We start from the raw sequence: 24,782 nt of genomic DNA on the forward strand, positions 1-24,782 counted from the left end.
TACATTTTTCTGCAAAGCCGCCCCGTTTCACCCACCTGCACATACCGGAACAAAACTGACAACATCGCCGGCTCCCAGCGCTGTGCGCATTCCCCTGTGCAGATTCACATTATCGCCGTTCAGCAGGATCAGGCACCGCCTGGCTTTTGCCGCCGCCTCTTTTCCGTGGGCGGCTTTTATTTTTGTAAGCACCGCTTTAACATTTTTGGCCTCGATACTTTCCTGCGCTGTACCCGTCGACGCTCTCAGCGCCCCGAAATATTTTACTGTGATCATAGGCTTTCAAGCCCCAGACGCCTGAGTGTCGAAGCTTTCGGCACACCGTGTTCATCCCAACCTCTTACTTTATAATACACCGGCAGCATGGTTTCCAGATCCACTCTGGTGCTGGCGTCCTCCGGCTCCTGGAGTTCGTCGGTCAAACGTCCCGGCAGACTGTCATCCTCCGCTGTCAGGCCTTCCCGCAGATTAAACAGGCGCTCAATGGTAAATCCCCGCTCCCCGGCCTGGAGAAACTCACCAGTCGTCATGCGTATGCCTGTGGCAAGCTCAATGGCTTTACAGTGGGGCATCAGGTACATAGTTTTAACAGGCAGCAGTCCCGGCATCAGCGGCCACATATTTCCAAGGACTCCACGGGCCATAATCATGGCCTTACCCGCTGTATGGGTTACCGGACTGACTGGCCCCATATGATATAAAATTGACGGGATCATGGTCTGCATGGTGAACAGGCAAAAGCCTGCCGCCGAACCAGCCTCCATACCATTCTGCATAAAAGCTGTGAGCTCCGGCTTACCCTTTGTTCCCTGTGCGCCGACACTCATTACACCCACTGATTCCATCAGCGCAAGATAGCCGCCGTTCAGATGACAGCCTCCGCGGTTGGAGGTCGCATAACCGAGTCCCATGCCCACCGAACGCCGCGGCTCATAGGACGCCAGCTCCATGCCTTTGGCATTAATCGCAAAAGCTTTGCCGCCGTACTTTTCTGCCAGACGGGCGCTGCCCTCAGCCAGCTCACCGCCAACTCCCTGCCGGTAAGCAATTTTCTCAATTATTGCCATCAAGTTTCCGGTTTCACCAAAGCGCAGGCCAAAATCGGCCATTCCTTTTTCCTGGAGCTCCATCGCAAAAGCCAGTGTACCTGCCAATGAAATTGTATCTATTCCCAGAATATCGGCTTTGTAATTAATCTCATTGATTAACTCCAGATTGCTGTTCTCTATATTTGAGCCAAAAAGCCCGACAGTCTCAAACTCCGGCCCCTTTACCTCGCGTCCGTCCACCCTCACGCGCCGCTCGCAGCGTATCGGACAGCTCACACAGCCGCTGTTGCGGGTCAGGTATTTATCCGCGAGCGTTTCTCCGCAGATGTCCTCCGCAGGCTCAAACTGGCCCCTTTTAAAATTGTGTGTCGGCAGCGCATGTGAAGCGTTGGCATTGTTCACCAGACCGGCAGTGCCATAGTGGGGCAGGCTGTCACCGGTCATGGGATGATTCTGAATAAATTTCACCCACTTTTTCACATAAGCGTCAAAGGCCGGTTTATTGTAAAGCTCTGGCCGTTTGGTCCCATAAGCCACAATGCCTTTCAAATTCTTGACACCCATTACCGCGCCGCAGCCGCAGCGGCCGGCCACCCGCTCACCCGAAACCGCACAGGCATAACGAACCTTATTCTCCCCGGCGGGCCCGATAAATACCTTTCCGTAGACCTTCGGGAAGCGTTCCTGGACAGCCTCGGTGTCCAATCCCCACAGGTCTTTTGCGTCATGAATGGTCACTTCGCCGTCCAAAATTTCCAGATACACGGGTTTTTTTGCCCCGCCAGCCAGAATCAGCCCGTCCACTCCCGCACGCCGCAGCATCATTCCAAAGGTTCCGCCGCAGTTGGAGGATGCGATTCCCCCGGTCATCACATTTTTAAAGGTCATATTAAACCGGCTGGAGGACGGCGCGCCAGTATCTGTCATAATCCCCGTGTTAATAATCAGGATATTATCGGTTGATAAAGGCTCCACCCCCTTTGGCAGCAAATCGTAAAGCAGCTTGGCTGCCAGCGTCTTGCCGCCGAGGTATGCTGCCACAACCCCTTCTTTGATCGGCAACGGGCGTATCTTCCCGGTTGTCAGGTTAATGTGCAAATAATTCAGGGGTTTCATTGAATCACCTCCATATGAATGGCTGAGAGCGGACACAGGCTCTCGCATAGTCCGCAGCCCACGCAGGCCTTTGGCCTGACCAGCTCCGCGTACACCCGGATATCCCCTTTAAAGGCTGGCATCGAGATTGCCAGACATCCAAAACGGCAGCCGTCCACACACATGGAGCAGGCGCTGCACGCGGCCGGGTCCACCATTGGTTTCTTCCATTGATTCTTTGGCACTTTGTCCGCTGTCTCTCCACGATTGTCCAAAATCGCGGCCTGTGGACAGGATTTTCCACAAACGCCGCAGTCAATACAGCGCCTATCATTCACTACATGCTGCTTTTTCTTTTCGCCGGTGATGGCCATCACCGGACAGTTTCTCGCGCAAAGCGTACATCCGATACATTTTTCTGTAATGGTATAGGCCATCTTTATCCCTCGCTTCCTTCTTTAATTATCTTTATTATAACAGGTTTTCTGTAAATTTGGTGAACAAAAAAGACCCTGGCCAAAAACCAGAGTCTTTTGTTCTTGCAGATTGTTTTTAATTGCGGCACGAAAGTTGCTGTACTCGTTCGCTCAAGGAAAACAGATTCTTCGGAAATCGATTATCCTTTTCGGATGATTTCCTCAGCATCTGCATTAGACTCATTGCCGCTCACCCGCTAACGCTCCTTGTTCGCTACCAAATTTATCCAAAATTTGGATTCGCCGTCAATAATCCACGGGTTCTTCGACGCAGTCCATTACCATCTTAGCGAAGGCCATACAGGCGGTTTTACAGGCGGACTGGGTGCCGGTTACGATGGCGCCGCCCCGGTTTGAGACGGTCGGCGGTCCGAAGAATTTTACAACCTCTACGTCGGCGGCTGTCAGGGCTTCATCGACGCCCATCATGGATTCCAAAGGTGGGCCGACAAGGTAGGCGACAGATGAACCTACCGGCAGATCACAGACTTCTGCCAGATATGTACCAATTTTTGAGATAACCTGTGCATAGAACTGCACCCCGTCATCCTCGCGTGCACTGAACAGGCAGGCATTATGCTCTGTGAAATGTGTGATGGTCCGCAGGCCGCTCTCAACATCACTGATGGATGGCCCTGAGATAATACCAATCATCTCACCGCCGTAGGCGCAGCCAAGTCCCCCGTAGGTCGATTTGGCATAGCAGACCTGTACGTTGGCTTTTTTGGTCGCTTCATCTGCGGCTACGTAGCCAATATCCTCATTGTCTGTGGTAAAAAGGCCGATGTCAATATGGCCTTCCGGCAGACCGAATTCTTCAATCATGATATCTTCAATGTCTGTCATCAGCTTGCTGGACAGAACATGTGCTTTCAATAAATCCCCGGTCATTTTTTAACTCCCTTTTTTAAGATTTTTAACGTTTCTGTATTGCCTATTATCATATCATCTGTCATTTTGTTAGTAAAGAAGAAACTCCGCCCGAGTCATGGAAAAATTTGCACCAAAATATTTTATATACCCCGTTTCCACAGTCTATTCACAGTTTTACTCTGAAAACCAACAATTTATCCACAAGTTATGCACAACCTGTGGACGCAATCCCTTTATTTTTCGTTGAAGGCTTTTTTTGAGACAAAACTTATCCACACTATCCACGTTAAAATGTGGACAAAAAGTGAACAAAAAGTGGAAAACTAGTCATTATATTCCTTACAGGCTTGAACAAATGCCTTAAGAGGCGGCGACAGAAATTTATTTTTGTGATAGATCAGCGTAAAGCTCCGCATTAATGGGATTCCCTGGATCATGAGGATGCAAAGCCGCCCCTGTTCAAAGTCCCGTTCTACCAGGCGCTTGGAAAGAACCGCGAGACCCTGGCCGTCCATCACGGCGTTTTTAATGGCTTCTGTGTTTGTACAGGTCCATTTTTCCACAATCTCTACCCCTTCGCTGTCCAGAATCTTCTCAAAAAAGCTGCGGGCTCTGCTGCCTTTTTCGCGAATCACAAAATACTGGCCCTGCAATTCATCAAGACTAATACTCTTTCGGCCGGCGAAAGGATGGCCTGTTCCACAAATCAACACCATCTCATCCTCCACGGCTGGTATCTGGATAAGGTCTTCGCTCTTTACCTCCCCCTCAACAATCCCAAGATCCAGATCACTTTTTAAGATCATGGACTCGATGACCGGTGTGTTATCGACCAGAACCGTCAGGGTGACCGGTGGGTTTTCAGCCTCAAAGCGGCTGACCAGCTCACTGAGAATGGTGGTTCCAACCGTTACAGTCCCCCCTATTTTAAGCGTCGTATGCTCCGCAGAATATTTCATTTCCAGCTCCATCTCGTCAAACAGCGCCACAATGTGCCTTGCGTAGTCCAAAAGCCTTTCACCTGCCGGCGTGATGAAAAGCTTGCGGGACAGCCTCTCAAAAAGGCGTACATTATAATATTTTTCAATATCTGCGATGGCCTGGCTGACAGACGGCTGTGCGATAAACAGCTGTTCCGCCGCTGTGCTCATTTTTCCTGTTTCCGCGACTGCCAGAAAAACTTTCAGATGCCTGATGGTCATAATTTCTCCCCCATTTTCTTTCTATAGGCATTTAGCTATTAAACTGATTATAAAATACTATTTTACAATCGTCAAGAAATCCGTTAATCTATAGACAGAAGAACAAAGAATATTTTCAGTTAAACGGAGAAGGAGATTTACAAGCTTATGAACATTGCACCTGAAGAGATTAAACGCGTCAAAGGGCAGGGTTTCCTGTTCAACAATGACCACGAACATTTTGCCGCCCGTGTTATCACGGAAGACGGTGTCCTAAACGCCGCTCAGTTTGCCTGCCTGAGTGAAGCGTCCCAGAAATTCGGAAACGGCAATATTGCCTTTACCACCCGTCTCACCGTAGAGGTCCAGGGATTAACATGGGATGATATAGTGCCTTTCCAGGAATTTATTGCCAAAGAAGGTCTGGTGACCGGCGGCACCGGCCCAAAGGTTCGCCCGGTCGTGGCCTGCAAAGGAACCGTGTGCACCTATGGGCTGATCGATACGCAGGGTCTTGCCCGGGAAGTACACGAGCGCTTTTATAAAGGCTACCGTGACGTTACTCTGCCCCATAAATTTAAAATTGCTGTTGGCGGATGTCCAAACAACTGTGTAAAGCCTGACCTCAATGACTTAGGTATCGTCGGCCAGAAAATTCCAAATTACAATGATGAACTGTGCAAAGGCTGCAGTAAATGCTCGGTTGAGGACCGCTGCCCAATGGATGCCGCTGCCGTAACAGACGGTAAGCTTGTCATCGATGCCGAAAAATGCAACAACTGCGGCTTGTGTGTTGATAACTGCCGTTTTGATGCGATTCCTGACGGTGAAGTCCGTTATAAGGTCTATGTCGGCGGCCGCTGGGGAAAATCTATCCGCCGGGGCACAGAGCTTCAGACACTGTTCACCCGTGATGAGATCATGGACGTTGTGGAAAAAGCCATCCTTTTGTACAAAAAAGAAGGCCAGAACAGTGAACGTTTTGGCTCTACTGTTGAGCGCCTGGGCGCAGAAGCCGTTGAACGCGCACTGACCACCAACGATTTATTAAACGAAAAAGACAGTATCTTAGGTATTGCCACCGTATCCGGCGCAACCTGCTGATTTAAGAAAAGCCTCCATTCCCAGGAGGCTTTTTGCGTATTGTTTTTTACAGAGGCGTCTTTTATAATGAATTGATACAAGCAGGAGGAAATACACAATGCCAGCATCACTCAACGAAAATTTCTACAGCGTCATTGCAGAGATTCCTGAGGGCCGGGTAGCTTCCTACGGACAGATTGCCCTGCTGGCCGGCCGGCCCCGCGCCGCGCGGGCTGTGGGCGCTGCTCTCCGTCGTGTGCCTGAACATCTGGAGCTTCCCTGCCACCGGGTTGTTTTCAGTGACGGTTCCCTTTGCGAGGGCCTTATCTTTGGCGGCCCCGGCGTTCAGAAACAGCTTTTGAAAAAGGAAGGCGTCGCCTTTCTGCCAAACGGTAAAGTCAATATGCGGCGCTGTCTCTGGAATGGCCCTGGAGACCTTTCCCGCTAAAATTGACCCTTACTGTCAAAACCTTCCGGCAGCGCCGGCATTTTGTTTCCAGAATGCAGCCGCCCGGTACTTCATCGGTCTGAATAACATCCAGCAGACGCTGCCCGCAATGCGGGCAGCGAACCGCAATACGTTTTACCATAGTGCCATCTCCCCTCAAGTATAAACATTTGTTCTTTTCTATTTTAGTCCCTTTTATTTTCCTTGTCAATATATTTTTTACTCCATCAATCCTTCCTGTTCTAAAACCTGGTTCGTCGCTTCACTGGTCCCCTTTGCCAGACTGCAGAAAAAATCCATCTCGCCTATCAGTGAAATATTTCCACGGAGACGCGCAGTTTTAAAAAGCTTCTGGACACCGCCCGCGCCGACAAACTCCTCAAGTGTAAAAACCCTGTTGTCCCCATTAAAGGGAAAAGCCAGCAGCTCAACATCCTCGCTGCTCAGCTCCTCCCATACAGCATTATTTGCTGGAATTCCCAGATTTCCCGCCATATCCTCAAGATGGTAATAGACCTCCCGCATATCTGACGGCACCACAATTCGAACAGGCTTCCGCATCGAATTTTGATCACTTCCCTTAAGCATGGAACAGTACATTTTTTTCATTTTATCCCTCCTTTTATGCCTGCCAGCAGCCGTTTTTAAAACAAAAAAACCGGATAACACCTCCGTAAAAATACAGGAAGGCATCATCCGGCGGTTGGCTCGCCTGCCAAAAGCAGCGGCGTTGCTGGTATGAACATTTGTTTTTAATTATGCTTTAATTATATACATTTGTTCATATTTTGTCAAGTACACTTATTTGTTTTTCTTTTATAAAAATTTCTGTTTTTCATGCCTGCGGCCGGGTTTTATGGTAAACTATTAAAAAACTCTGGAGCCTTTGACATGAAATCAAAAAACATTCAAAATACTCTTATTGCCTTTATCCAGACATTTCCGGCATTGTTGGCCTTCGAGATCGTCTATAAAATGCTCTGCGCGGTTCTTCTTAAGCCGCTGCTGTCATTTATTATGCAGATATTTTTAAACCTCAGCGGCTACAGCCTGGCATTCAACGAAAGAATTCTTAATTTTTTCACAAATATTCCCGGCGTCCTTACCCTCATCATTATGCTGGCGCTGGGTGCGCTTATGGTCTATTACGAGTTTGCAGTCATCATCTTAATGCTCTACCACAGGCTCCATAAACAACCGGTCAGTCTGGGCACTGCCATGAAGATGGCCCTGACGACTTATAAAAGCCTTAAAAATTTGGGGGCAGTTGGCTTTACAGCCTACGTGCTTGGCCTTCTGCCCCTGATACACATCGGCCTGCGCCCTTCTCTGCTGCCGCAGACCCGGATACCTAATTTCATTACCGGTGAGCTGTCTAAAACGCTGATGGGAAACGTTGGCGTTTGCCTGTTTTATGCGGTTATCTTTGTGATTTTTGTGCTCCTGCTCTTCGTATTGCCAGCGATGGTTTTGGATCGTGTTTCCTTTGTAAAAGCCTCCCGCCGCAGCTTTGATATTTTAAAAAGAGGGCGTCTTCCCGTCGCCTTAGTACTGGGTTTTTATATGCTTATATGGCTTATTCTGTTTAACCTTCCAGGACTTGTCCCCACTTATTTTCCCGGCATTTCAGGCAACGGCCCCTTCACTGTTTTCCTGGGCCTTTTTTCAGGAAACACATTTGCCCCGCTCATGGGCTTTCTGCTGGTAGGCTTGCTGCGTATCACGCTTATGCTCCTGCTGCTGACCATACTGACCGCCGGCTACAGCGGACTCGATGGCAGAGTTAACATCGATGAGGGCGCCCTCCCCTTTATTGATGAGAAGCTGGGCCACACAAAAGAAAGGGCCATGAGCTTCTTTCATGTTTCGCGCCATACGGCAAAGAACGCCTGGACATGCATCAAAGCCCATCCATTCTTCGTCAGGCATCAGAAGCCCATCGCTCTGGGTGCTGTCATTCTGTTCGCTGTGGCCATGTTCAGCCTGTTTTATAACCCACCCGCACTGCACAGCCCCATTGTCATTGGACACCGGGGAAGCTCTGAAGGTGTGGAAAATACCCTTGGCTCTATTCAGGGCGGCATCAACCAGGGCGCAGACTACGCGGAAATTGACATTCTCTTGTCTAAGGATAACGTGCCCATGGTAATACACGACAGCAATCTCCAGCGCCTCTCCGGTGAAAATATCAATGTCTATGATCTGACCGCCGCAGAGCTCGGAGAACTGAACCTGTCTCAAAACAACGCCGAAGGAAAAATCTCAACGCTTGAGGAAGTGATCAAAGTCACAAAAGGTCAGATTAAGCTGCTCATCGAGCTGAAAACCCACGGACACGAAACGGCTGATGTGGCTGCCGAAACTGCCAAAGTGGTTGAAGCGCAAAATGATGAAAAGAACTGTATGTTCATGTCTCTGGACTACAGTCTGGTAGAACAGCTGAAAACACTTCACCCCGATTATACGGTGGGCTACTGTGTTTACGGAAACCTGGGCAAGGCGGACACAAGACGGCTGGTAAATATGGATATTGACTTTCTCACTGTAGAGGAAAATATGGTCACAAAAAAACTGATCAGTAAATCCCGAAAGGCATGGCTTCCGGTTTATGTCTGGACAGTGGATGACCCAAAAGCGATGCAGCAATACCTCGATCTTGGTGTACTCGGCCTGATCACAGACAAGCCCGCTGTGGCCCGTGAGGTCATTGATCAACAAGATTGATGAAAAAACTACTGGAAGATTTTTCCAGTAGTTTTTTATTTTTTCAAAAAAATTATTTTTGTTATTGATAACCTTTACTTATTGTGATATACTATTATCAGTTTTTGAAAACGAATAAAACTAAGGAGTTTTAAAATGCGTCTCGCTTACATTGCCCATATCTATGACCTGAAAAATGGCCACCACTGTATTAATATTCCAACCGCCGGTCTTTATGAAATCCATGAAGACAAAAGCTCTGCCAGAAATAAAGTCTCCAGCCGGCTGCTTAACTATGTCACAGAGTACAAAGCTTCAACCGGTTTTTTTCCTAAATCCGATCCACACAAGCCTGTGATGGAGGATCAGGTTGATGACAATGCTCCGCCCAGCACAATGATTTCAGATTCGACGCGGACCATCTATTATGTGGATGGCAATAATATTAAAAAATATCTCCGACAGCAAAAGCTTATGGACCGCTATGGCTGCAACGGCAACTGCGATGCCTGTGAGCTCTGCGAGTACAGTTAATGTTTGAGGCCGCTTCAAATGGGTATTTTAATGTTAATAATTACTAACTATTACAATATAAAAGGAGATCACTGCCATGTTTGAATTAACCGATAAAGTAGCGGTTGTCACCGGAGCCTCCAGCGGCCTGGGTGCAGATTCCGCAAGAGCCTATGCGCAAAATGGAGCAGATGTTGTACTGCTCGCCAGAAGAAAAGAAAAGCTGGAACAGGTGGCCGCCGAAATTTCAGGGATGGGCCGCAGAGTTTTGGTCATATCCTGTGATGTGACCGATGAAGCGTGCGTTAAAGACGCCGTAGAAAAAATCATTACAGAATTTGGTAAAATTGATATTCTGCTTAACAACGCCGGCGTTGCCGTCCGCGGCGGTGTGGATACCCTGACCGTAGAAGACTGGGACCATGCCATGGATGTCAACGTCAAGGGCATCTTTATTATGAGCAAATATGTCATTCCGCATATGAAAGAACAAAACTACGGAAAAATCGTCAATATCAGTTCTGTCAACGCTCTGATCGGGGATAAAGCCGATATGTTTATCCGCCACTCCTACAATGCCTCCAAAAGCGCGGTGCTTGGCCTGACAATCGGCATGGCCGCTTCTTATGGGCAATTTAATATCACCGTCAACGCCGTATGTCCGGGACTCTTTGAATCCGAAATGACAAAGGACACCTTGTTTAAGTCCGAAGCCTTCCTTCAGGGCTACAGTGCCCAATGCCCCATGAGTCGGCCGGGAAAACGCGGTGAGGTCAGCGGACCGGTGCTCTTCTTTTCCAGTGACGCTTCAAGCTATGTCACAGGCCAGCACATTGTCGTAGACGGCGGTACCTCAATCGTCTGACAAATCAGATTTTGCCATCCATAGTTAATGCCCTGTCATCTTGTTCTGCGGTACCTCGCAGAGTAAGATGACAGGGCTTTTTATTTTTACAGTCCAAAAATACCAGATGCTTCCTGCATATTGCGGATAACATCCACACCAAAGGGACACCGCTTCACACAGCTGCCGCACTCAATGCAGTCTGACCCATGGGCCTTCAGCGCTTTGTAATGCTCAGCCGTAGCGCCTGGTATTCTGCCCTTATGCTGTCTCGCAACATCCAGATATTTTGTCACCGCCGCCACATCAATCCCTGATGGACAGGGCTGGCAGTGATTGCAGTACATGCACTGCCCCTGCAGCTGAAAGCTCGGTGCATCAGCAATGGCGCTGTAGTCCCGTTCTATCTCAGAGCTCCGGCAGTAGGCTGCCGCTTCGTCGATTTCCCGCAGAGAAGAAAACCCGGGAAGCACGGACACCACTCCAGGGCGGTCCAGAGCGTAATGGTAGCACTGTGCCGGAGTCATGGCTCTGCCAAAGGGTGAGCTTTCCGCTGACAGCAGCCGTCCGGCCGCCAGTGCCTTCATGACCGTTATCCCAATCCCCATTGCCTCACAGCGCTGATACAGCGCACTTCTGACCGGTGCGATGCCCAGTGCCTTTTCATCCACCGCCACGCCCTTAAACGCCATAATATCCTCCACCTCACGCTGCCCATGATCCAGGTCATAGGCCGGATTGAGGCTGAACATAAGCATCTCATACAAGCCGGTTTCCACCAGCTTCATGGCTGTGACGGCATTGTGAGAGCTAAACCCAAGCTTTCGGATAACGCCCTGCTCTTTCAGGTTTATAGCGTAATCCAGAATCCCACTTTTCTTCACTGACTCCACATCCTTCTCTGAATCCAGAAAATGGATCATCCCAAAGTCTACGTAATCCTGCCCCAGACGGTTCAACATATCCTCAAAGGAACGCTTCACCTCCTCCAGGTTCCTGCTGCGGACATACTGCCCCTGGTCGCAGACTGTGCATAAATGCCCCTGGATCAGCATCTTGCCCGGATGTGTCCGCACCGCCGCGCCGATGGCGTCCCTTATCTCCGGCTGAGGCATATAAAGATCCAGCAAATTGATGCCCAGATCCATGGCATGGTATACCATCTCGATGATTTCATCACCGGGCATGCCCTCCAGATAAACCCCGCCAAAGCCAATCACACTCACAGGTGTTTCAACACCCTTTAGCTTACGATATTCCACAACTACTGCTCCTTTCTCAGCTTAACCGTATTATAGCACCCTTTTGTCCTGTGTAACAGATGTAAAATTCGATGACGGTTAAACCTTTTTTTCTTCTTGACCCCGGCCCGTCCACCGCCTTACAATAAAAGCAACCCACCAAAGGAGCTTCCCATGATAAATTATAAAACAAGTATTTTTAATGACGTACTGGGCCCAGTGATGACCGGACCTTCCAGCTCTCATACAGCCGCTCCCGGACGTATCGGATACTTTGCCGGCTGCCTGATGCCGGATTTCAAATCCATCCAGCTGATTTTCCCTAAAAACAGTTCATACGCCACCACCTATAAAGGTCAGAAATCAGATACCGCCTTTGCCGCCGGCCTGCTTGGGATGCCTCTGAACCATCCTAATTTTAAAAACAGTCTCAGATACCTCAGACAAGAGGGCGTTTCCTTTAAAGTCAGCCTGTCCGACAAGGCCTGCGAGCATCCCAATACCTGCGATCTTATTCTGTCCGGCCCATCTGGACGTCTTTGCGTCACCTCCCTTTCCACAGGCGGCGGAATGTTCTGCATAACCGCCATCAACGGCACCGCCGTTGACTTCAGGGGAGACAGGCCTGTACTCGCGGGTTTTTACTCCCGTGAGCAGCAGCGTATCCTCAAACATTTTTTGCAGAAGCTGCCGCCATCCATGGCTGACCCGCAGAGTCTGGTCAGCGGCGATGGCTTTTATGCGCTGCCGCTGAAAGCAACCGTTAAACGCGCCGAAATTGAAAGCCTGATAAAAACAGCGCCGGGCAAGCTGCGCTGTATTCCCGCGATTCTGCCTGTGCCCACGCCGGAGTGTTCAGCGCTGCCCTTTGGCACTGCCGGCACCCTCATTGCTTTTTTAAGAAAAAATCCCATGCCACTCTGGCGGGCCGCTGTAACATATGAATCTGTTAGAAGCGGATGGCCGATGGAAGAAATACTAGATTACGCTAAAATGCTCGTAAAAACCATGCACCAGTCCATAAGCTTCGGCTTACAGTACATCTCCGCAGGTGAAGGGCTCACAAAGCCCGCTGCCGCTTCAATGGCGGCCGCCGCCTCTGCCGGCCGTCTGCTTTCCCCCAGCCCCTATCAAAGCGGGGCGGTCTACAGCACTGCGGTCATGGAGGCCAGCAATACCATGGGCGTTGTGGTTGCCGGACCCACGGCCGGCTCCTGCGGCGTACTCCCCGGTGTACTCTTCGCACTGCTCCAGAAATCCGAAAAGCCTGCCGTCTTCCCGCCTGTTTTGGAGGAAGAACAGCTGGAGCCAGCCGCAAAGGCCCTGTTGTGCGCCGGCATCGTTGGCGTATTTATCGCGGAGCAGGCAACCTTTGCCGCCGAGGTCTGCGGCTGTCAGGCCGAAAATGGCGCCGCCAGCGCCATGGCAGCAGCGATGGCGGTCACCTTCATAAACAGTGACCCAGACGCGTCGCTTCGCGCTGCCTCCACCGCTCTCCAGAATGTGCTCGGCCTTATCTGCGATCCTGTTGCCTGCAGAGTCGAAATTCCATGCGTCAGCCGAAACGCCATGGCTGTTTCCAATGCTCTGACAAGCGCGGAGATAACCCTCGGCGGCTATGATTCCCAGATACCGCTGGATGAAACCATCGAGACAATGTACCGTGTCGGCTGCCAGCTTCCATCGGAGCTGCGCTGTACCGGAAACGGCGGGTTATGCCTTACTCCCGCTGCCGCTCTGCTGGAAAGAAAGGCCGGCCAGCCGCACGAATGACCCCTTTCACCGCTTAAATGCCATCACGGTTCTCTCAACTTGTGCTATAATGATAAAAAGCCCAGAACGAGGAGGCGCAGCCATGATAAAAATTGCCATCTGCGACGATCAGCCCAGCGAACTGGCTGATCTGGCCGCCATTATCAAAAATTACTGTAAACACAAGCAGGAGCTCATCTCGCTGGACTGTTTTCAGTCCAGCCATGCCCTGCTGGATGCCGTGGAGGACCAGAACCGCTTCGATATTCTGATTCTGGATATCATTCTACCGGATATGGATGGTATCGCCCTGGCCAAAGCGCTTCGGGCCATCGATGATGAGAGCACCATTATTTTCCTGACCACCTCCCCGGACTATGCCCTGAAATCCTATGAGGTCAACGCCTTTCAGTATCTTCTCAAGCCCCTTGACCGGAAAAAGCTTTATGATATTCTGGATAAGCTGCTGGAACGCCTGACCCTGACACAAACCCAGCGCCTGGCCATAACCACTTCCCATGGCATCCAGAGCTTAAAGGTCTATGACATCACCTATGTGGAGCATATCAGCCACGTGCTCCATATCCACACAAAAAACGGTGCCACCATTGCCACTGCCAATTCCACCATTACCCTGACAGAGCTTGAAAACCAGATTAACGACTCCACCTGTTTTTTAAGGCCGCACCGGGCATTTGTGGTAAATCTTTATGCCATCAGCACCCTGAACTCCGACAGCTTTATTCTGGAGGACGGCACCGTTATCCCCATCGCCGGACGCCGCTACACAGAGGTCAAGGATCAGTACCTCAATTTTCTGCTGTATAACAAGGGCGGTCTTCTGCTATGATGGCCGGAAACTTTTACCAGTCTTTTTTGCGGGCCTCCCTGGCCCTTTTATGCACCATTGGCCTGGTTTTTGTCATGACAGAATTCCGGTATTCCCGCAGAAAATGCCTTTTGATCATTTTCTTTTATTTTATAGCCTCCATGACGATCAACGGCGTTATCCTTTACGTGGCGGGCCTCAGTGTGCTTTTCCGCTATTTTTTGCTCACCACCACGCTTCCCTGTGTTATCCTGCTGGCAGTTCTGGCAAAGGATGATATTTTTAAGGCTCAGTTTAACTTCTGGACTCAGATCAATCTGTTTTTTGCCATTGCCGTACTGTCCTATTACGGTACAAAAGCCGTGGGCGGCGGTTTTTATACCGAGCTGTTCATGCGGCTCCTGTCCTATGGGGTAGTCTTTCTGCTCTATACCCGGTACCTCCGCAGGCCCTTCCGCCTTTTTACAAAATCATTGGAAACCGGATGGGTCTTAATTTCTTTTGTACCAATCCTGTTCTGCGCTGTGATTATGTCGCTGGTGCTTTTTCCCACTATTTTTTATGAGAGGCCTCAGATACTTCCCACGCTGGGACTGGTCTACCTGACCATGTTCGGCGTTTACGCGGTTATCTTTATTACCTTTCAGCGTTCCTATGAGCTGACCACTGCCCGGAGGGAGGCTGAGTTTCTGGGCCTCCAGATCAACCTGCAAAAACGCCAGTTTGACACCCAGCAGCAGAAAATGGAGGTTATCCGTATGTACCGGCACGATATGCGCCACCATATTGGCATCATCACCGCTTTTTTGCAGGACGGCCATCCGGAAAAGGCTGAAGCTTATTCCCGACGGATTCAGAGCATGATTGACGAGACCGCCTATTACCAGTTCTGCGAAAATTATCTGGTAAACACCCTGGTTTCCCTGTACACCGAGCTGGCCATGACAAAAGGCATCACGATCTGCAGTGAGCTGTCCATTCCCAAGGAGCTTTTTGTGGAGGATACCGATCTCTGCGTCATTTTTTCCAACGCTCTCGAGAACGCCCTCAACGCCTGCGCCAAGCTCCCCGCTGCCGACGAGCGGAGTATCAGCCTGATCTGCCGGAACTATCCGGATAAGCTCGTCATTGAGATCAACAACACCTTTAACGGCCAGGCCGAGTTCAGCGAAGAAGGCCTTCCCGTCAACCATGACGAGCACCACGGCATCGGTACTCAAAGCATTGCCTTTATTGTAAAAAAATACAATGGCATTCTGCATTATAAAACAGAGCACTGCCTGTTTACCCTTCAAATTTTGCTGAACCATTAAAAAAACGGCCCATGGGCCGTTTTTTTAATGGTTCAGTCTGCAAGCTCAGACAGGTCCCCCATTATTTTCACATGGGGCACTTCATCGAAGTCCGCAGCCGTGGTGGTACCGGTGGTCACAGCCGCAAAAGAGACCCCGGCATTCTCCGCTGTGCGGGCGTCGACCAGGCTGTCACCAATATAAAGTGTCTTTTCTCTGTCACATTTCAGTTGATCCAGGGCTTTCCAGACCCCTTCGGGGCTCGGCTTGGCTGCCTTTACATCCTCGCCGCCGACAATCAGGTCAATCAGCTCATCCATACCGTAAAGACGGGTAGTGCTCTCGATCCGGTAGCGGTATTTGGTGGAGATAATACCCGTTTTTGCGCCCTTTTCTTTCAGCTTTCTAAGCATGGGCAGCACCTCAGGGAACAGCTTAGTGTTTGCCACCATCACCTCGTCGGATTTCTCGACATACTGTTTCCGGTACCCGGCAATCGTTTTGCGGTCTTTAATGCCCGTCAACAGCATAAAGGCTTCTTCAAGGGTTAAGCCAATGGTTTTCTTGATGGCTTCATCCTCAATCCCCTTAAAGCCGTTGCGCTCAAAAACATGCTGAAAGCACATGACAATGCCTTTTTCCGAGTTTGCCAGTGTATAATCAAAGTCAAACAGATACGCTTCGTAATCCATTTCCTACCTCCAGTTATCGTAATAGCTCTATTATAGCAGTTCCACTGTCCTTTTTACAGCTTTCCCTTTGTTTTTCAGCCGTCCAGCGGTATAATGGAATTCAGAATTTAAACGAAGAAGGGATTTGTATGTTTGGAGAATGTCATGCCCACATAATCATGGATGGCGTATCTTTCCGGGAAGCCGCGGCAAAGCACAGGAACACCCCCGATGAAGCCCTGATCCGGCAGGTTTTATCAGACTATCAAAAACGGGACGTGCTCTTTATCCGTGACGGCGGCGATAATCTGGGCGTTTCGCGTCTGGCCGCCGACCTTGCGCCGGAATACGGTATCGACTGCCGGACGCCGGTATTTGCCATCCATCACCGGGGCTATTATGGCAGTATCGTCGGCTTTTCCTATGACAGCTTAAAGGAATATGCTCAGCTCGTTCAAAAGGCCAGACGCCAGCGGTGTGATTTTATCAAGATCATGACAGCCGGCATCATGGATTTTGACCACGCCGGCCGTCTGAGCTGCCCCGGCCTTCCAGAGCAGGAAGTGTCTGAGATGGTTCATATCGCCCATTCTGAGGGCTATTCGGTGATGACCCATGTCAACGGAGCCGATAACATTAAAGTCGCTCTGGAGTCGGGTGTGGACAGTATTGAGCACGGTAATTTCATGGATATGGAGTGTCTTTCTCTGCTGAAGGAAACCGGAGTCGTCTGGTGCCCGACCATAGCCATAACCGGCAATATTATCGGAAGCGGACGGTATAACGATGCTGTTTTGACAAGTATCCACAAACGGCAGCTGTCCAATATCCAAAAAGCCTTTGATCTCGGGGCTTCTGTAGCTCTTGGCAGTGATGCGGGGGCTTTCCGGGTGCCGCATCCCCAGGGAATTTTTGATGAGTACGGCTATTTCAGGCAGGCTGTTCCCGACCAGAAGCTGCTGGATACGCGGCTCGCAAAGGCGGAATCCGCGGTTCGTAAAAAATTCAAGGCCTGGCGGTAAAGACAAAATGCCCTGCGCATTTAACAATACGCAGGGCATTTGCTATTTTTATTTAACTCCAGCCCAGCTGGAGATAACCATGCGCTGGACTTCGGAGGTGCCTTCGTAAATCTCGGTGATTTTGGCGTCCCGCATCATCCGTTCGACTGGATAGTCTCTTGTAAAGCCGTAACCGCCGAATAGCTGGACGGCTTCGCAGGTGACGTCTCTCGCCGCTTCTGAAGCGACAAGCTTGGCCAAAGCCGCCAGATGGTTATAGGGCTTCCCTGCATCCTTCGCACAGGCTGCCTGATAGACCAGCAGGCGCGCGCCCTCTGCCCTGGCGATCATATTGGCCAGCTGGAACTGGGTATTCTGGAAGGATGACAGCGGCTGTCCGAACTGTTCTCTTCCCCTGACGTATGGGATGGTCTCATCAATGGCTCCCTGCGCCAGACCGAGGGCCTGAGAGGCAATGCCGATCCGGCCGCCGTCCAGAGTTTTCATGGCAATCTTAAAGCCCTTTCCAACTTCGCCCAGCAGGTTTTCCTTTGGCACTTTACAGTCTTTGAAGATCAGCTCCGTTGTGGAGGAGCCTCGGATTCCCATTTTATCCAGCTTTTTGCCGATGGAGAAGCCCGGAAAATCCTTTTCCACAATAAAGGCGGTGATCCCGTGATTGCCCTTTGTAATATCCGTCATGGCAAAAATAACATAGGTGTCGGCCTTGCCGCCGTTGGTAATAAAAATTTTACTGCCGTTCAGGACATAGTGGTCGCCATCGAGCACTGCTGTGGTTTTCTGTCCGGCCGCGTCTGTTCCTGCCCCCGGCTCCGTTAAGCCAAAGGCTCCAAGGTGCTCGCCCTTGGCCAGGGGTACCAGATATTTACGCTTCTGTTCCTCTGTTCCAAAGGCAAAGATCGGCCATGCGCACAGAGAGGTGTGGGCAGAAATAATCACCCCGGTGGAGCCGCAGACCTTTGAAATTTCTTCGACGCACATGGCGTAAGCCAGGTTGTCCATACCCGCTCCGCCGTATTCTTCAGGGAAGGGGATACCCAGCATGCCGGCTTCGGCGAGCTTGGGAATGGTCTCTTCCGGAAAACGTTCCTTTTCATCTAAGTCCTTGGCAATGGGTTTTACCTCCATCTGGGCAAACTCACGGAACATTTCACGCAGCTCCTGGTGTTCCTTGGATAATTCAAAATTCATGGTTTCTTCCTCCTCGTTCGCATTGGTTTTATCGATTGTACGGATCTTTTTAATCTCACGCTTTGGCCCTTGCTCTAAAGGCGCTTTTACGTTTTCTTCTTTCACTTCGGATTCAGGGGCCCGGGATTCCTGCTTTTCTACTGTCGTTTCCTCAAAATAGGCGGTCTGTGTGTCGGTTGGATTCTGGCGCCGTTCATCCGGTGCCTTAAGCTGACGTTTTTCTCGGATCAGGCCCGTAAGTGCCGGAACGACCTCAAACAGGTCTCCCACCACACAGTAATGGGCAATTTTAAAGATTGGGGCTTCAGGGTCATTGTTAATGGCCACAATAATGTCCGAGTCCTTCATCCCCAGCGTATGCTGTACCGCACCAGAAATTCCGCAGGCAATATAAAGCTTGGGATGAATCCTTTTGCCGGTCACGCCAACCTGATGCTCAACATCAATCCAGCCGTCCTCCACCGTTGGCTTGGACGCGCCGACCGCGGCGCCCAGGGCATCTGCCAGCTCCCGGATAATGTCAAAGCCCTCCGGGCCTCCGAGTCCACGGCCGCCAGCTACGACAATGTCCGCAGCCTCCAGGTCATCCACCACCTTGGAGACAGCCTCGACATACTCCAGCAGCTTCACCCGGAGCACGCTTTCCTTTATGGGAATATCCGCCTCGATCACTTCAGCCTTTAAGCCCTCTACCGGCAGGCCCTTGGCAAAAATACCGGCGTGGACACTGCCGATCTGAGGACGTGTGTCCATGGTAATTTTGGCAAACGCCTTGCCGTCGTAAGCCGGACGAATAAAAGTCGCAGCGCCGTTTGCCGCCAGTTCAATATCAGTACAGTCCGCCGCGAGGCCAAGCTCCAGCCGGGTGGCCAGACGCCCGCAGAGATCACGGCCGTTATGGGTCGCGCCCACCAGCAGGAGATTCGGCGCATAACGCCGGATCAAGTCCTCCATGGCGTTGGTATAAGCATCGGTGCCATAGATTTCATAACCGTCACCAGGGACATTTAAAATAATATCGGCCCCGCAGCCCGAAAGCTCAGCGGTCATATCACAGGAAAGATAGCCGAAAACCACTGCGACCAGCGCGTCGTCCTCGCGTTTTAACCTTTTACCCTTGGATAAAAGCTCCAGGCTCACACGTCTGATCTGCTCGTCCTCTTTTTCAATAAAAATCCAAATCGCATTTTCTTTCATGACATTTCCTCCTTACCACACGCCCAGGCTTTCCAGGGTTTCAAACAGGGCCTTTGCGCCTTCACGTCCATCCTTCGCGTCGATCCGGATACCGGTATCCAAAACCGCCGGTGAAAAAGTCCCGACCACCTGAGTAGCCGAGCCCTTAAAGCCGACCTCCTCAGGGGATAATCCGATATCTGCCGCTGATAACGTCCGAATCTCCGCGTTTTTTGACTTCATTTTTCCCTTTATGGAGGGGTGTCTCGGCGCATGGGCCTTTTCCGTGATGGTGCAGACCACCGGCAGAGCCGCCTGTAGAATTTCAACGCCGTCTTTGTTTTCACGTTCAGCAGTCAGCACATAGTCCTCGATCTTCAGCCGGTTCACATAGGTGGCCTGGGCATAATCCAGTCGTTCAGCAATGCCCGGGCCTACCTGCCCGGTATCGCCGTCACTGGCCTGCTTGCCGCAGAGCACAACGTCGTATCCGCCCAGCTTGCGGATCGCGGCTGCCAGCACACGGCTTGTCGCCAGAGTATCCGAGCCGCGCAGTGCGTCGTCATACAGCAAGACCGCTTCATCTGCCCCCATGCCGATGCACTCCCGGAGCGCCTCCTCTGCCTGAGCCGGCCCCATGGATAAAACCGTTACCTTGCCCCCATGCTTTTCCCGAAGCCTCAGGGCCTCCTCCAGAGCGTTTTTATCACAAAGGTTTACAATCGCGGGGACATCCTCCCTCAGCATTCGGTTTGTGCCCTTTTCCAGCTTGATTTCAGACACGGCGGGAACCTGCTTAATACATACAGCGACATTCATCTGATTACCTCCTGTTCTCAATCGTTTTGCAATTAAGAATGATCGTATTTTAAACGCAGCTTGATATGATACAGCTGTCAAGCGTTTAATTTTAACATGAATATATTTACCCATCCGTTTGTATTTTATCCACTAAAAAAGGACTCTGCGAAACTCACAGCGTCCTTTAACAGCTATTCTTCTTTCATTTTTGACCATACCGTGACCATCATGGTAATAAAGCAGGCGGCTCCCCCGATAAAATTAGAGATGGGCTCTGCCAGAAAAACACCGTTGACACCAAGGTTAAAAACCGTCGGTAAAAACAGCGTGAGCGGGATAACAATGATCGCTTTTCGAAGCAGTGAAAAGAAAATAGCCTGCTTTGATTTCCCCAGCGCGATGAAAACCGTCTGCCCGGAAAACTGGAGGGCCATCATAAAAAAGCCAAAGAAATAAATATATAAAGCCGGAACCCCCAGCCTGATAAGTTCTGGCTCACTGTTGAAAATATGGATAAAGGCCTGGGGCGTAAGCATCAGAATCAGCCATGCAATAAAGGTATACGCCACCCCGATAACCGCTGTAAACTGAATCCCCTTCCGCACCCTGCCGTAGGCCCCGGCGCCATAATTAAAGCCGAGTACAGGCTGCGCACCGTTGGTAATGCCCTGTACAGGCATGGTGAGCACCTCACGGATGGAGTTTAAAACGGTCATGACCCCAACGTAAATATCACCCCCGTAAAACTGAAGGCTTGCGTTGCATACAATCTGTACCGCGCTGTTGGTGACAGACATGATAAATCCCGAAAGTCCCAGACCGGCGATTTCACCGACCAGCGGAAAATCCAGCTTCATATTTTTCAGGCTAAGCCGGTAAATGGCTTTCTTTCCGGTCAGAAAGCGTAAAACCCAGAGAGCGGAGAGCAGTTGAGACAACACGGTGGCCAGAGCTGCGCCCCGGACGCCTAAGCCAAGGATAAAAATAAATACCGGGTCCAGCAAAATATTGACAACCGCCCCCAGGGCCACGGTCATCATTCCGGTTTTCGCAAAGCCCTGTGAATTGATAAAGCTGTTCATCCCCAGACCAATCATCACAAAGAGACTGCCGCAGAGATAAATTTCAACATAGCTGTCAGCATACGGAAAGGTTTGTTCACTGGCGCCAAAGGCGTATAAAATCGGCCGCTTAAAGATCAGGCATACCATCATGAGCAAAACACCGGTGATCAGCAGCATGGCAAAGGAATTTCCCATAATGCGCTCCGCCCTGCGGTCGTCTCCCTTTCCCCTGGCGATGGAGCAGAGCGGCGCGCCGCCCATGCCAAAAAGATTGGCAAAAGCCGTAATGATCATAATAATGGGAAAGGTGAGCCCAAGGCCTGTCAGGGCAAGTGTCGAAGCATCCGGCAAGTGTCCGATATAGACACGGTCAACCACGCTGTACAGCACATTGATAAGCTGCGCCGCCATCATCGGCATGGCCAGCCGCATGATATTGCCAGATATGCTTCCTTTGGTAAAATCGTTCAGTTTTTCCACAGACATCCCTCCCTTATGATAATATTATAACATTAACCTCTCGGAATACTTTAAGAATCTTTTATTGTTTTCCTTTCTATCTCAGGAATTTTATTATATAATATAAAAAGAATTTATTGTTTTGTTGGGAGGTTTTTATGTACAGCACAAACGCGCAGACACTCACCCGTGAGCTTGTCCGCATCGACAGCTCCGACCCCGGCGCATATGAAGGGGCCATCGGCCTTAAAATCACAGAGCTTCTGGAGTCGGCAGGCGTTGCCGTTATCAGAGAGCAGGTTCTGCCCGGCCGTTTTAATGTTATGGGCAAAATCGAGGGGGAAATCGACGATCCTGCGCTTATCTATATCTGCCATATGGATACCGTGACATTGGGCGGGGGCTGGAGTGTGCCGCCGCTCGCTGCAGAAATAAAAAACGGACGGCTTTACGGCCGAGGCGCCTGCGATATGAAATCCGGTCTGGCCTGCGCACTCTCTGTTTTCCTAAAAGCAGCCGCTTCCGGCATACGCCCCCGCCACTCCTTTATTTTCATCGGAACGGTCGACGAGGAGGACTATATGCGGGGAGTGGAGGCCGCCATCGCCTCAGGCTGGGTTACTGAAAAGAGCTGGGTATTGGATACCGAGCCTACAAACGGCCAGATCCAGGTCGCCCATAAAGGCCGCACTTGGTTTGAGTTGACCGCAGACGGTATTACCGCCCATGCCAGCACCCCCTGGAAAGGTGCGGACGCCATTGCCGCTATGGCTGAAATGATCGCCGCCATCCGGAGAGGCATCGCCGAAACGCCAACGCATCACGACCTTGGCCGCTCCACCGTCACCTTTGGCCAGATCAACGGCGGCTACCGCCCCTATGTGGTTCCGGACCACTGCGCCGTTACCATCGATATGCGCCTGGTGCCGCCAACCACCACAGCCGCGGCGGAAAGCATCGTAAAATCTGCCATACGCCAGGCAGAAAAACAGATTCCCGGGGTCAAAGGCCATTACAGAATCACCGGTGACCGGCCGTTCGTGGAAAAGAACGCGCAGTCCTTCCTTCTAAACGCGCTGAAAGAAAGCTGTGAAGCTGTAACCGGCCAGCCTGCCAGCGTCAGCTTTTTTCCCGGTTACACCGACAGCGCCGTTATCGCCGGAACCCTGCGCAACCATAATTGCCTTTCCTACGGACCCGGCGATCTCGAGCTGGCTCATAAACCTGACGAATATGTTCCACTGACGGATATCGACCGCTGCGAAAAAGTGCTGGCCGACCTGGCGGAGCGGGTCTTATTTGATTGATCCCCTTCCTTCAAAAAACAACACCGCCCTGCCATCTGGCAGGGCGGTAACATACCGTCAGATTTTATTCCACCAATCCTTTTTCCTGATAATATTTCTCGTCAATTCCCCCGATTTCCTGGGAGTCCGAAACTCGCAGCGGCGTAAACCGGCCGATTATTTTCAGCATGACAATGGTTAATACAAAGCTGTAAAGCATGACGACCGCCGCTCCGGCAAGCTGTGTCAGCACCTGTCCAGGGTTGCCATAAACCGCTCCCGTTACAGTATTGATGGCCGGGCTGGCAAAAATGCCGGTCATGATAATGCCCACAGTCCCTCCGGCTCCATGCAGTCCAAAAACATCCAGTGTGTCGTCTAGGTTCTTTTTAATCCGCAGCTGAATCACGCCATAGCAGCACAAGGTGCCCGCAACACCAATAATGGCTGCCGCCCAGGGCTCCACAAAGCCTGATCCCGGCGTTATGCAGACCAGGCCTGCCAGAGCCCCCATCATCGCCCCTAAAACGCTGGGGTGTTTTTCCTGAATCCAACTGGCAGTCACCCAGGTTATGAGCCCAAAGCCCGCGGAAATCTGTGAATTGGTGATGGTCATAGCGGCAATTTCGTTGGCCGCCAGAGCGCTTCCTCCGTTAAAAGCAAACCAGCCAAACCACAGAAGTCCCGCTCCGATGGCAACATATACCATATTATGCGGGGTATAATCCCTTTTTTTCCTTCCGCCGATGACCAGCACTGCCGCCAGAGCCGAGAAGCCTGCACTCATATGAACCACCGTGCCGCCGGCAAAGTCGGCCAGGCCCATCTGTGACAGAAATCCACCGCCCCATACCCAGTGCGCTACCGGTATATAAACTAAAAGGCTCCAGAGCGTCAGAAATATCATATAGCTCTTAAGCGTCATCCGCTCTGCCACCGCGCCGCAGATAAGCGCAGGCGTCACCAGGGCGAACATCAGCTGAAAGACAAAGAAGGCGATAAACGGAATGGTCGGCGCCCACAGCGCCGAAGGCGCCAGGCTCACATTCTGTAAAAACGCAAACTCCAGACTGCCGATAATCCCCGAGACATCGCCGCCAAAAATCAGACTGAAACCGCCGATAAACCAAAGCACTGTTACAATGCCCATGGCAATAAAGCACTGAAACATAATGTCGATGATATTGCCCTTTCTCAGCAGCCCGGCATAAAAAACAGCTAATGCCGGCGTCATCAGGCATACCATTGCCGCACAGACAAGAATAAATCCTGTATCCGCAAAATTAATCATACTTCCCTTTTCTCCTCAGATATCTCATTATATTTATTCTTTAGATTATCAGCTTTCATTTTATTTGTCAAACAATCCAATTGTACGTTTTGTATTTATAAATCTTAAGACTGTTTTTGTAAGATTTTTGCTTTTCTAGCGCAAAGCTTAACTGCTTATTATCTTTTCTCATATATTATTGTTTTTTTATCTTTTCAAAAATATTCTTCGAGGCAGAAAGAATGAATTTCACGACTTTTACCTTGAAATAATTTTAAATTTCCAACCGCCGGGCCTGTAAAAAATTCTTTTCAGCAGCTGAAAACACTTTATTTTGGTATAAAATCATATTTTATGACAAATTCTTTCTATGCTGTTGCAAATGCGCTATCTTTACACCGTGCAGTAAAGTATCCTTTCAATATTGATGAAAAGAGGAAAACTTCTCCTGGAGCGCCTCTAC

General features: G+C 50.5%; 23 protein-coding genes and 1 pseudogene. 10 read left to right on the top strand and 14 right to left on the bottom strand.

Annotation, left to right across the window (positions count from 1 at the left end):
• Positions 1-27 precede the first annotated feature (27 nt).
• The 5 genes from I2B62_RS18125 to I2B62_RS18145 form a co-directional block, all read right to left on the bottom strand.
• Positions 28-276 (bottom strand): MoaD family protein, encoded by a 249-nt coding sequence (locus I2B62_RS18125; protein WP_195270444.1) that lies wholly within the window; start codon positions 274-276, stop codon positions 28-30.
• Positions 273-2,165, bottom strand: coding sequence for an aldehyde ferredoxin oxidoreductase family protein (locus I2B62_RS18130; RefSeq protein ID WP_195270445.1), 1,893 nt, complete (start codon positions 2,163-2,165; stop codon positions 273-275). The genes I2B62_RS18125 and I2B62_RS18130 overlap by 4 nt, the downstream gene beginning before the upstream one ends.
• A complete protein-coding gene (locus I2B62_RS18135; RefSeq protein WP_195270446.1) occupies positions 2,162-2,581 on the bottom strand; it encodes a 4Fe-4S binding protein in 420 nt (139 codons plus the stop codon). The genes I2B62_RS18130 and I2B62_RS18135 overlap by 4 nt, the downstream gene beginning before the upstream one ends.
• A 285-nt stretch (positions 2,582-2,866) precedes the next feature.
• Positions 2,867-3,511, bottom strand: coding sequence for an ethanolamine utilization microcompartment protein EutL (gene eutL / locus I2B62_RS18140; protein ID WP_038351958.1), 645 nt, complete (start codon positions 3,509-3,511; stop codon positions 2,867-2,869).
• 305 nt (positions 3,512-3,816) lie between these two features.
• On the bottom strand, positions 3,817-4,695 hold the full coding sequence (locus I2B62_RS18145; RefSeq protein ID WP_195270447.1) for a LysR family transcriptional regulator: 879 nt from the start codon (positions 4,693-4,695) through the stop codon (positions 3,817-3,819).
• Positions 4,696-4,842: 147 nt separating this feature from the next.
• Between I2B62_RS18145 and I2B62_RS18150 the strand changes: the two genes are divergently transcribed.
• Together I2B62_RS18150 and I2B62_RS18155 are read left to right on the top strand one after the other, a co-directional pair.
• Positions 4,843-5,778, top strand: coding sequence for a 4Fe-4S binding protein (locus I2B62_RS18150; protein ID WP_195270448.1), 936 nt, complete (start codon positions 4,843-4,845; stop codon positions 5,776-5,778).
• A gap of 97 nt (positions 5,779-5,875) precedes the next feature.
• Positions 5,876-6,205, top strand: coding sequence for a methylated-DNA--[protein]-cysteine S-methyltransferase (locus tag I2B62_RS18155; RefSeq protein ID WP_195270449.1), 330 nt, complete (start codon positions 5,876-5,878; stop codon positions 6,203-6,205).
• Here I2B62_RS18155 and I2B62_RS18160 read toward each other — a convergent pair.
• Positions 6,156-6,347, bottom strand: a complete 192-nt coding sequence (locus I2B62_RS18160; protein WP_195270450.1) for a hypothetical protein — start codon at positions 6,345-6,347, stop codon at positions 6,156-6,158. The genes I2B62_RS18155 and I2B62_RS18160 overlap by 50 nt on opposite strands.
• 77 nt (positions 6,348-6,424) lie before the next feature.
• Complete coding sequence (locus I2B62_RS18165; protein ID WP_195270451.1) at positions 6,425-6,814, bottom strand: hypothetical protein; 390 nt, start codon at positions 6,812-6,814, stop codon at positions 6,425-6,427.
• Between the two features lie 282 nt (positions 6,815-7,096).
• Here I2B62_RS18165 and I2B62_RS18170 point away from each other — a divergent pair, with 282 nt between their 5' ends.
• The 3 genes from I2B62_RS18170 to I2B62_RS18180 all read left to right on the top strand — a co-directional run bounded on the left by I2B62_RS18170 (position 7,097) and on the right by I2B62_RS18180 (position 10,286).
• On the top strand, positions 7,097-8,929 hold the full coding sequence (locus I2B62_RS18170; protein ID WP_195270452.1) for a glycerophosphodiester phosphodiesterase: 1,833 nt from the start codon (positions 7,097-7,099) through the stop codon (positions 8,927-8,929).
• 135 nt (positions 8,930-9,064) lie between these two features.
• Positions 9,065-9,442 carry a hypothetical protein gene (locus tag I2B62_RS18175; RefSeq protein ID WP_195270453.1) on the top strand — a complete coding sequence of 126 codons (378 nt, stop codon included), beginning with the start codon at positions 9,065-9,067 and terminating at the stop codon, positions 9,440-9,442.
• A 76-nt stretch (positions 9,443-9,518) separates the two neighbouring features.
• Positions 9,519-10,286 (top strand): glucose 1-dehydrogenase, encoded by a 768-nt coding sequence (locus tag I2B62_RS18180; protein WP_195270454.1) that lies wholly within the window; start codon positions 9,519-9,521, stop codon positions 10,284-10,286.
• Between the two features lie 86 nt (positions 10,287-10,372).
• On the opposite strand, the gene I2B62_RS18185 is transcribed toward I2B62_RS18180, so the two are convergent.
• Positions 10,373-11,527, bottom strand: coding sequence for an aldo/keto reductase (locus I2B62_RS18185; RefSeq protein WP_195270455.1), 1,155 nt, complete (start codon positions 11,525-11,527; stop codon positions 10,373-10,375).
• Positions 11,528-11,680: 153 nt separating this feature from the next.
• Here I2B62_RS18185 and I2B62_RS18190 point away from each other — a divergent pair, with 153 nt between their 5' ends.
• The 3 genes from I2B62_RS18190 to I2B62_RS18200 all read left to right on the top strand — a co-directional run bounded on the left by I2B62_RS18190 (position 11,681) and on the right by I2B62_RS18200 (position 15,400).
• Positions 11,681-13,279, top strand: a complete 1,599-nt coding sequence (locus I2B62_RS18190) for an L-serine ammonia-lyase, iron-sulfur-dependent, subunit alpha (RefSeq protein WP_195270456.1) — start codon at positions 11,681-11,683, stop codon at positions 13,277-13,279.
• Positions 13,280-13,361: 82 nt separating this feature from the next.
• Positions 13,362-14,108 (top strand): LytTR family DNA-binding domain-containing protein, encoded by a 747-nt coding sequence (locus tag I2B62_RS18195; protein ID WP_195270457.1) that lies wholly within the window; start codon positions 13,362-13,364, stop codon positions 14,106-14,108.
• Entirely contained in the window at positions 14,105-15,400 is a 1,296-nt protein-coding gene (locus I2B62_RS18200; RefSeq protein ID WP_195270458.1) for a GHKL domain-containing protein, read from the top strand. Before I2B62_RS18195 ends, I2B62_RS18200 begins: the two co-directional genes overlap by 4 nt.
• Before the next feature lie 32 nt (positions 15,401-15,432).
• Here the strand turns inward: I2B62_RS18200 and I2B62_RS18205 are convergent, their stop codons facing one another.
• A complete protein-coding gene (locus tag I2B62_RS18205) occupies positions 15,433-16,071 on the bottom strand; it encodes an HAD-IA family hydrolase (protein WP_195270459.1) in 639 nt (212 codons plus the stop codon).
• Between the two features lie 128 nt (positions 16,072-16,199).
• Between I2B62_RS18205 and I2B62_RS18210 the strand changes: the two genes are divergently transcribed.
• Positions 16,200-17,072 carry an amidohydrolase family protein gene (locus I2B62_RS18210; protein WP_195270460.1) on the top strand — a complete coding sequence of 291 codons (873 nt, stop codon included), beginning with the start codon at positions 16,200-16,202 and terminating at the stop codon, positions 17,070-17,072.
• A 48-nt stretch (positions 17,073-17,120) separates the two neighbouring features.
• On the opposite strand, the gene I2B62_RS20565 is transcribed toward I2B62_RS18210, so the two are convergent.
• From I2B62_RS20565 to I2B62_RS18225, 4 genes and pseudogenes are all read right to left on the bottom strand, one after another.
• The gene (locus I2B62_RS20565) at positions 17,121-18,263 is read right to left on the bottom strand and encodes an acyl-CoA dehydrogenase (RefSeq protein ID WP_243259605.1); all 1,143 of its coding nucleotides are present in this window, start codon (positions 18,261-18,263) and stop codon (positions 17,121-17,123) included.
• Positions 18,264-18,617: 354 nt separating this feature from the next.
• A pseudogene (locus tag I2B62_RS20570) lies at positions 18,618-19,460 on the bottom strand (electron transfer flavoprotein subunit alpha/FixB family protein); the annotation flags it as partial.
• Between the two features lie 12 nt (positions 19,461-19,472).
• Positions 19,473-20,258 (bottom strand): electron transfer flavoprotein subunit beta/FixA family protein, encoded by a 786-nt coding sequence (locus I2B62_RS18220; RefSeq protein ID WP_195270462.1) that lies wholly within the window; start codon positions 20,256-20,258, stop codon positions 19,473-19,475.
• Positions 20,259-20,431: 173 nt separating this feature from the next.
• On the bottom strand, positions 20,432-21,790 hold the full coding sequence (locus I2B62_RS18225) for an MATE family efflux transporter (protein ID WP_207736066.1): 1,359 nt from the start codon (positions 21,788-21,790) through the stop codon (positions 20,432-20,434).
• Positions 21,791-21,921: 131 nt separating this feature from the next.
• Here I2B62_RS18225 and I2B62_RS18230 point away from each other — a divergent pair, with 131 nt between their 5' ends.
• Entirely contained in the window at positions 21,922-23,070 is a 1,149-nt protein-coding gene (locus I2B62_RS18230; protein WP_195270464.1) for a M20 family metallopeptidase, read from the top strand.
• Positions 23,071-23,134: 64 nt separating this feature from the next.
• Here the strand turns inward: I2B62_RS18230 and I2B62_RS18235 are convergent, their stop codons facing one another.
• Positions 23,135-24,340, bottom strand: a complete 1,206-nt coding sequence (locus tag I2B62_RS18235) for an ammonium transporter (RefSeq protein ID WP_195270465.1) — start codon at positions 24,338-24,340, stop codon at positions 23,135-23,137.
• Between the last annotated feature and the right edge of the window lie 442 nt (positions 24,341-24,782).

It is taken from the genome of Eubacterium sp. 1001713B170207_170306_E7, from assembly GCF_015547515.1.
In the GTDB taxonomy this organism is placed as follows: domain Bacteria; phylum Bacillota; class Clostridia; order Eubacteriales; family Eubacteriaceae; genus Eubacterium.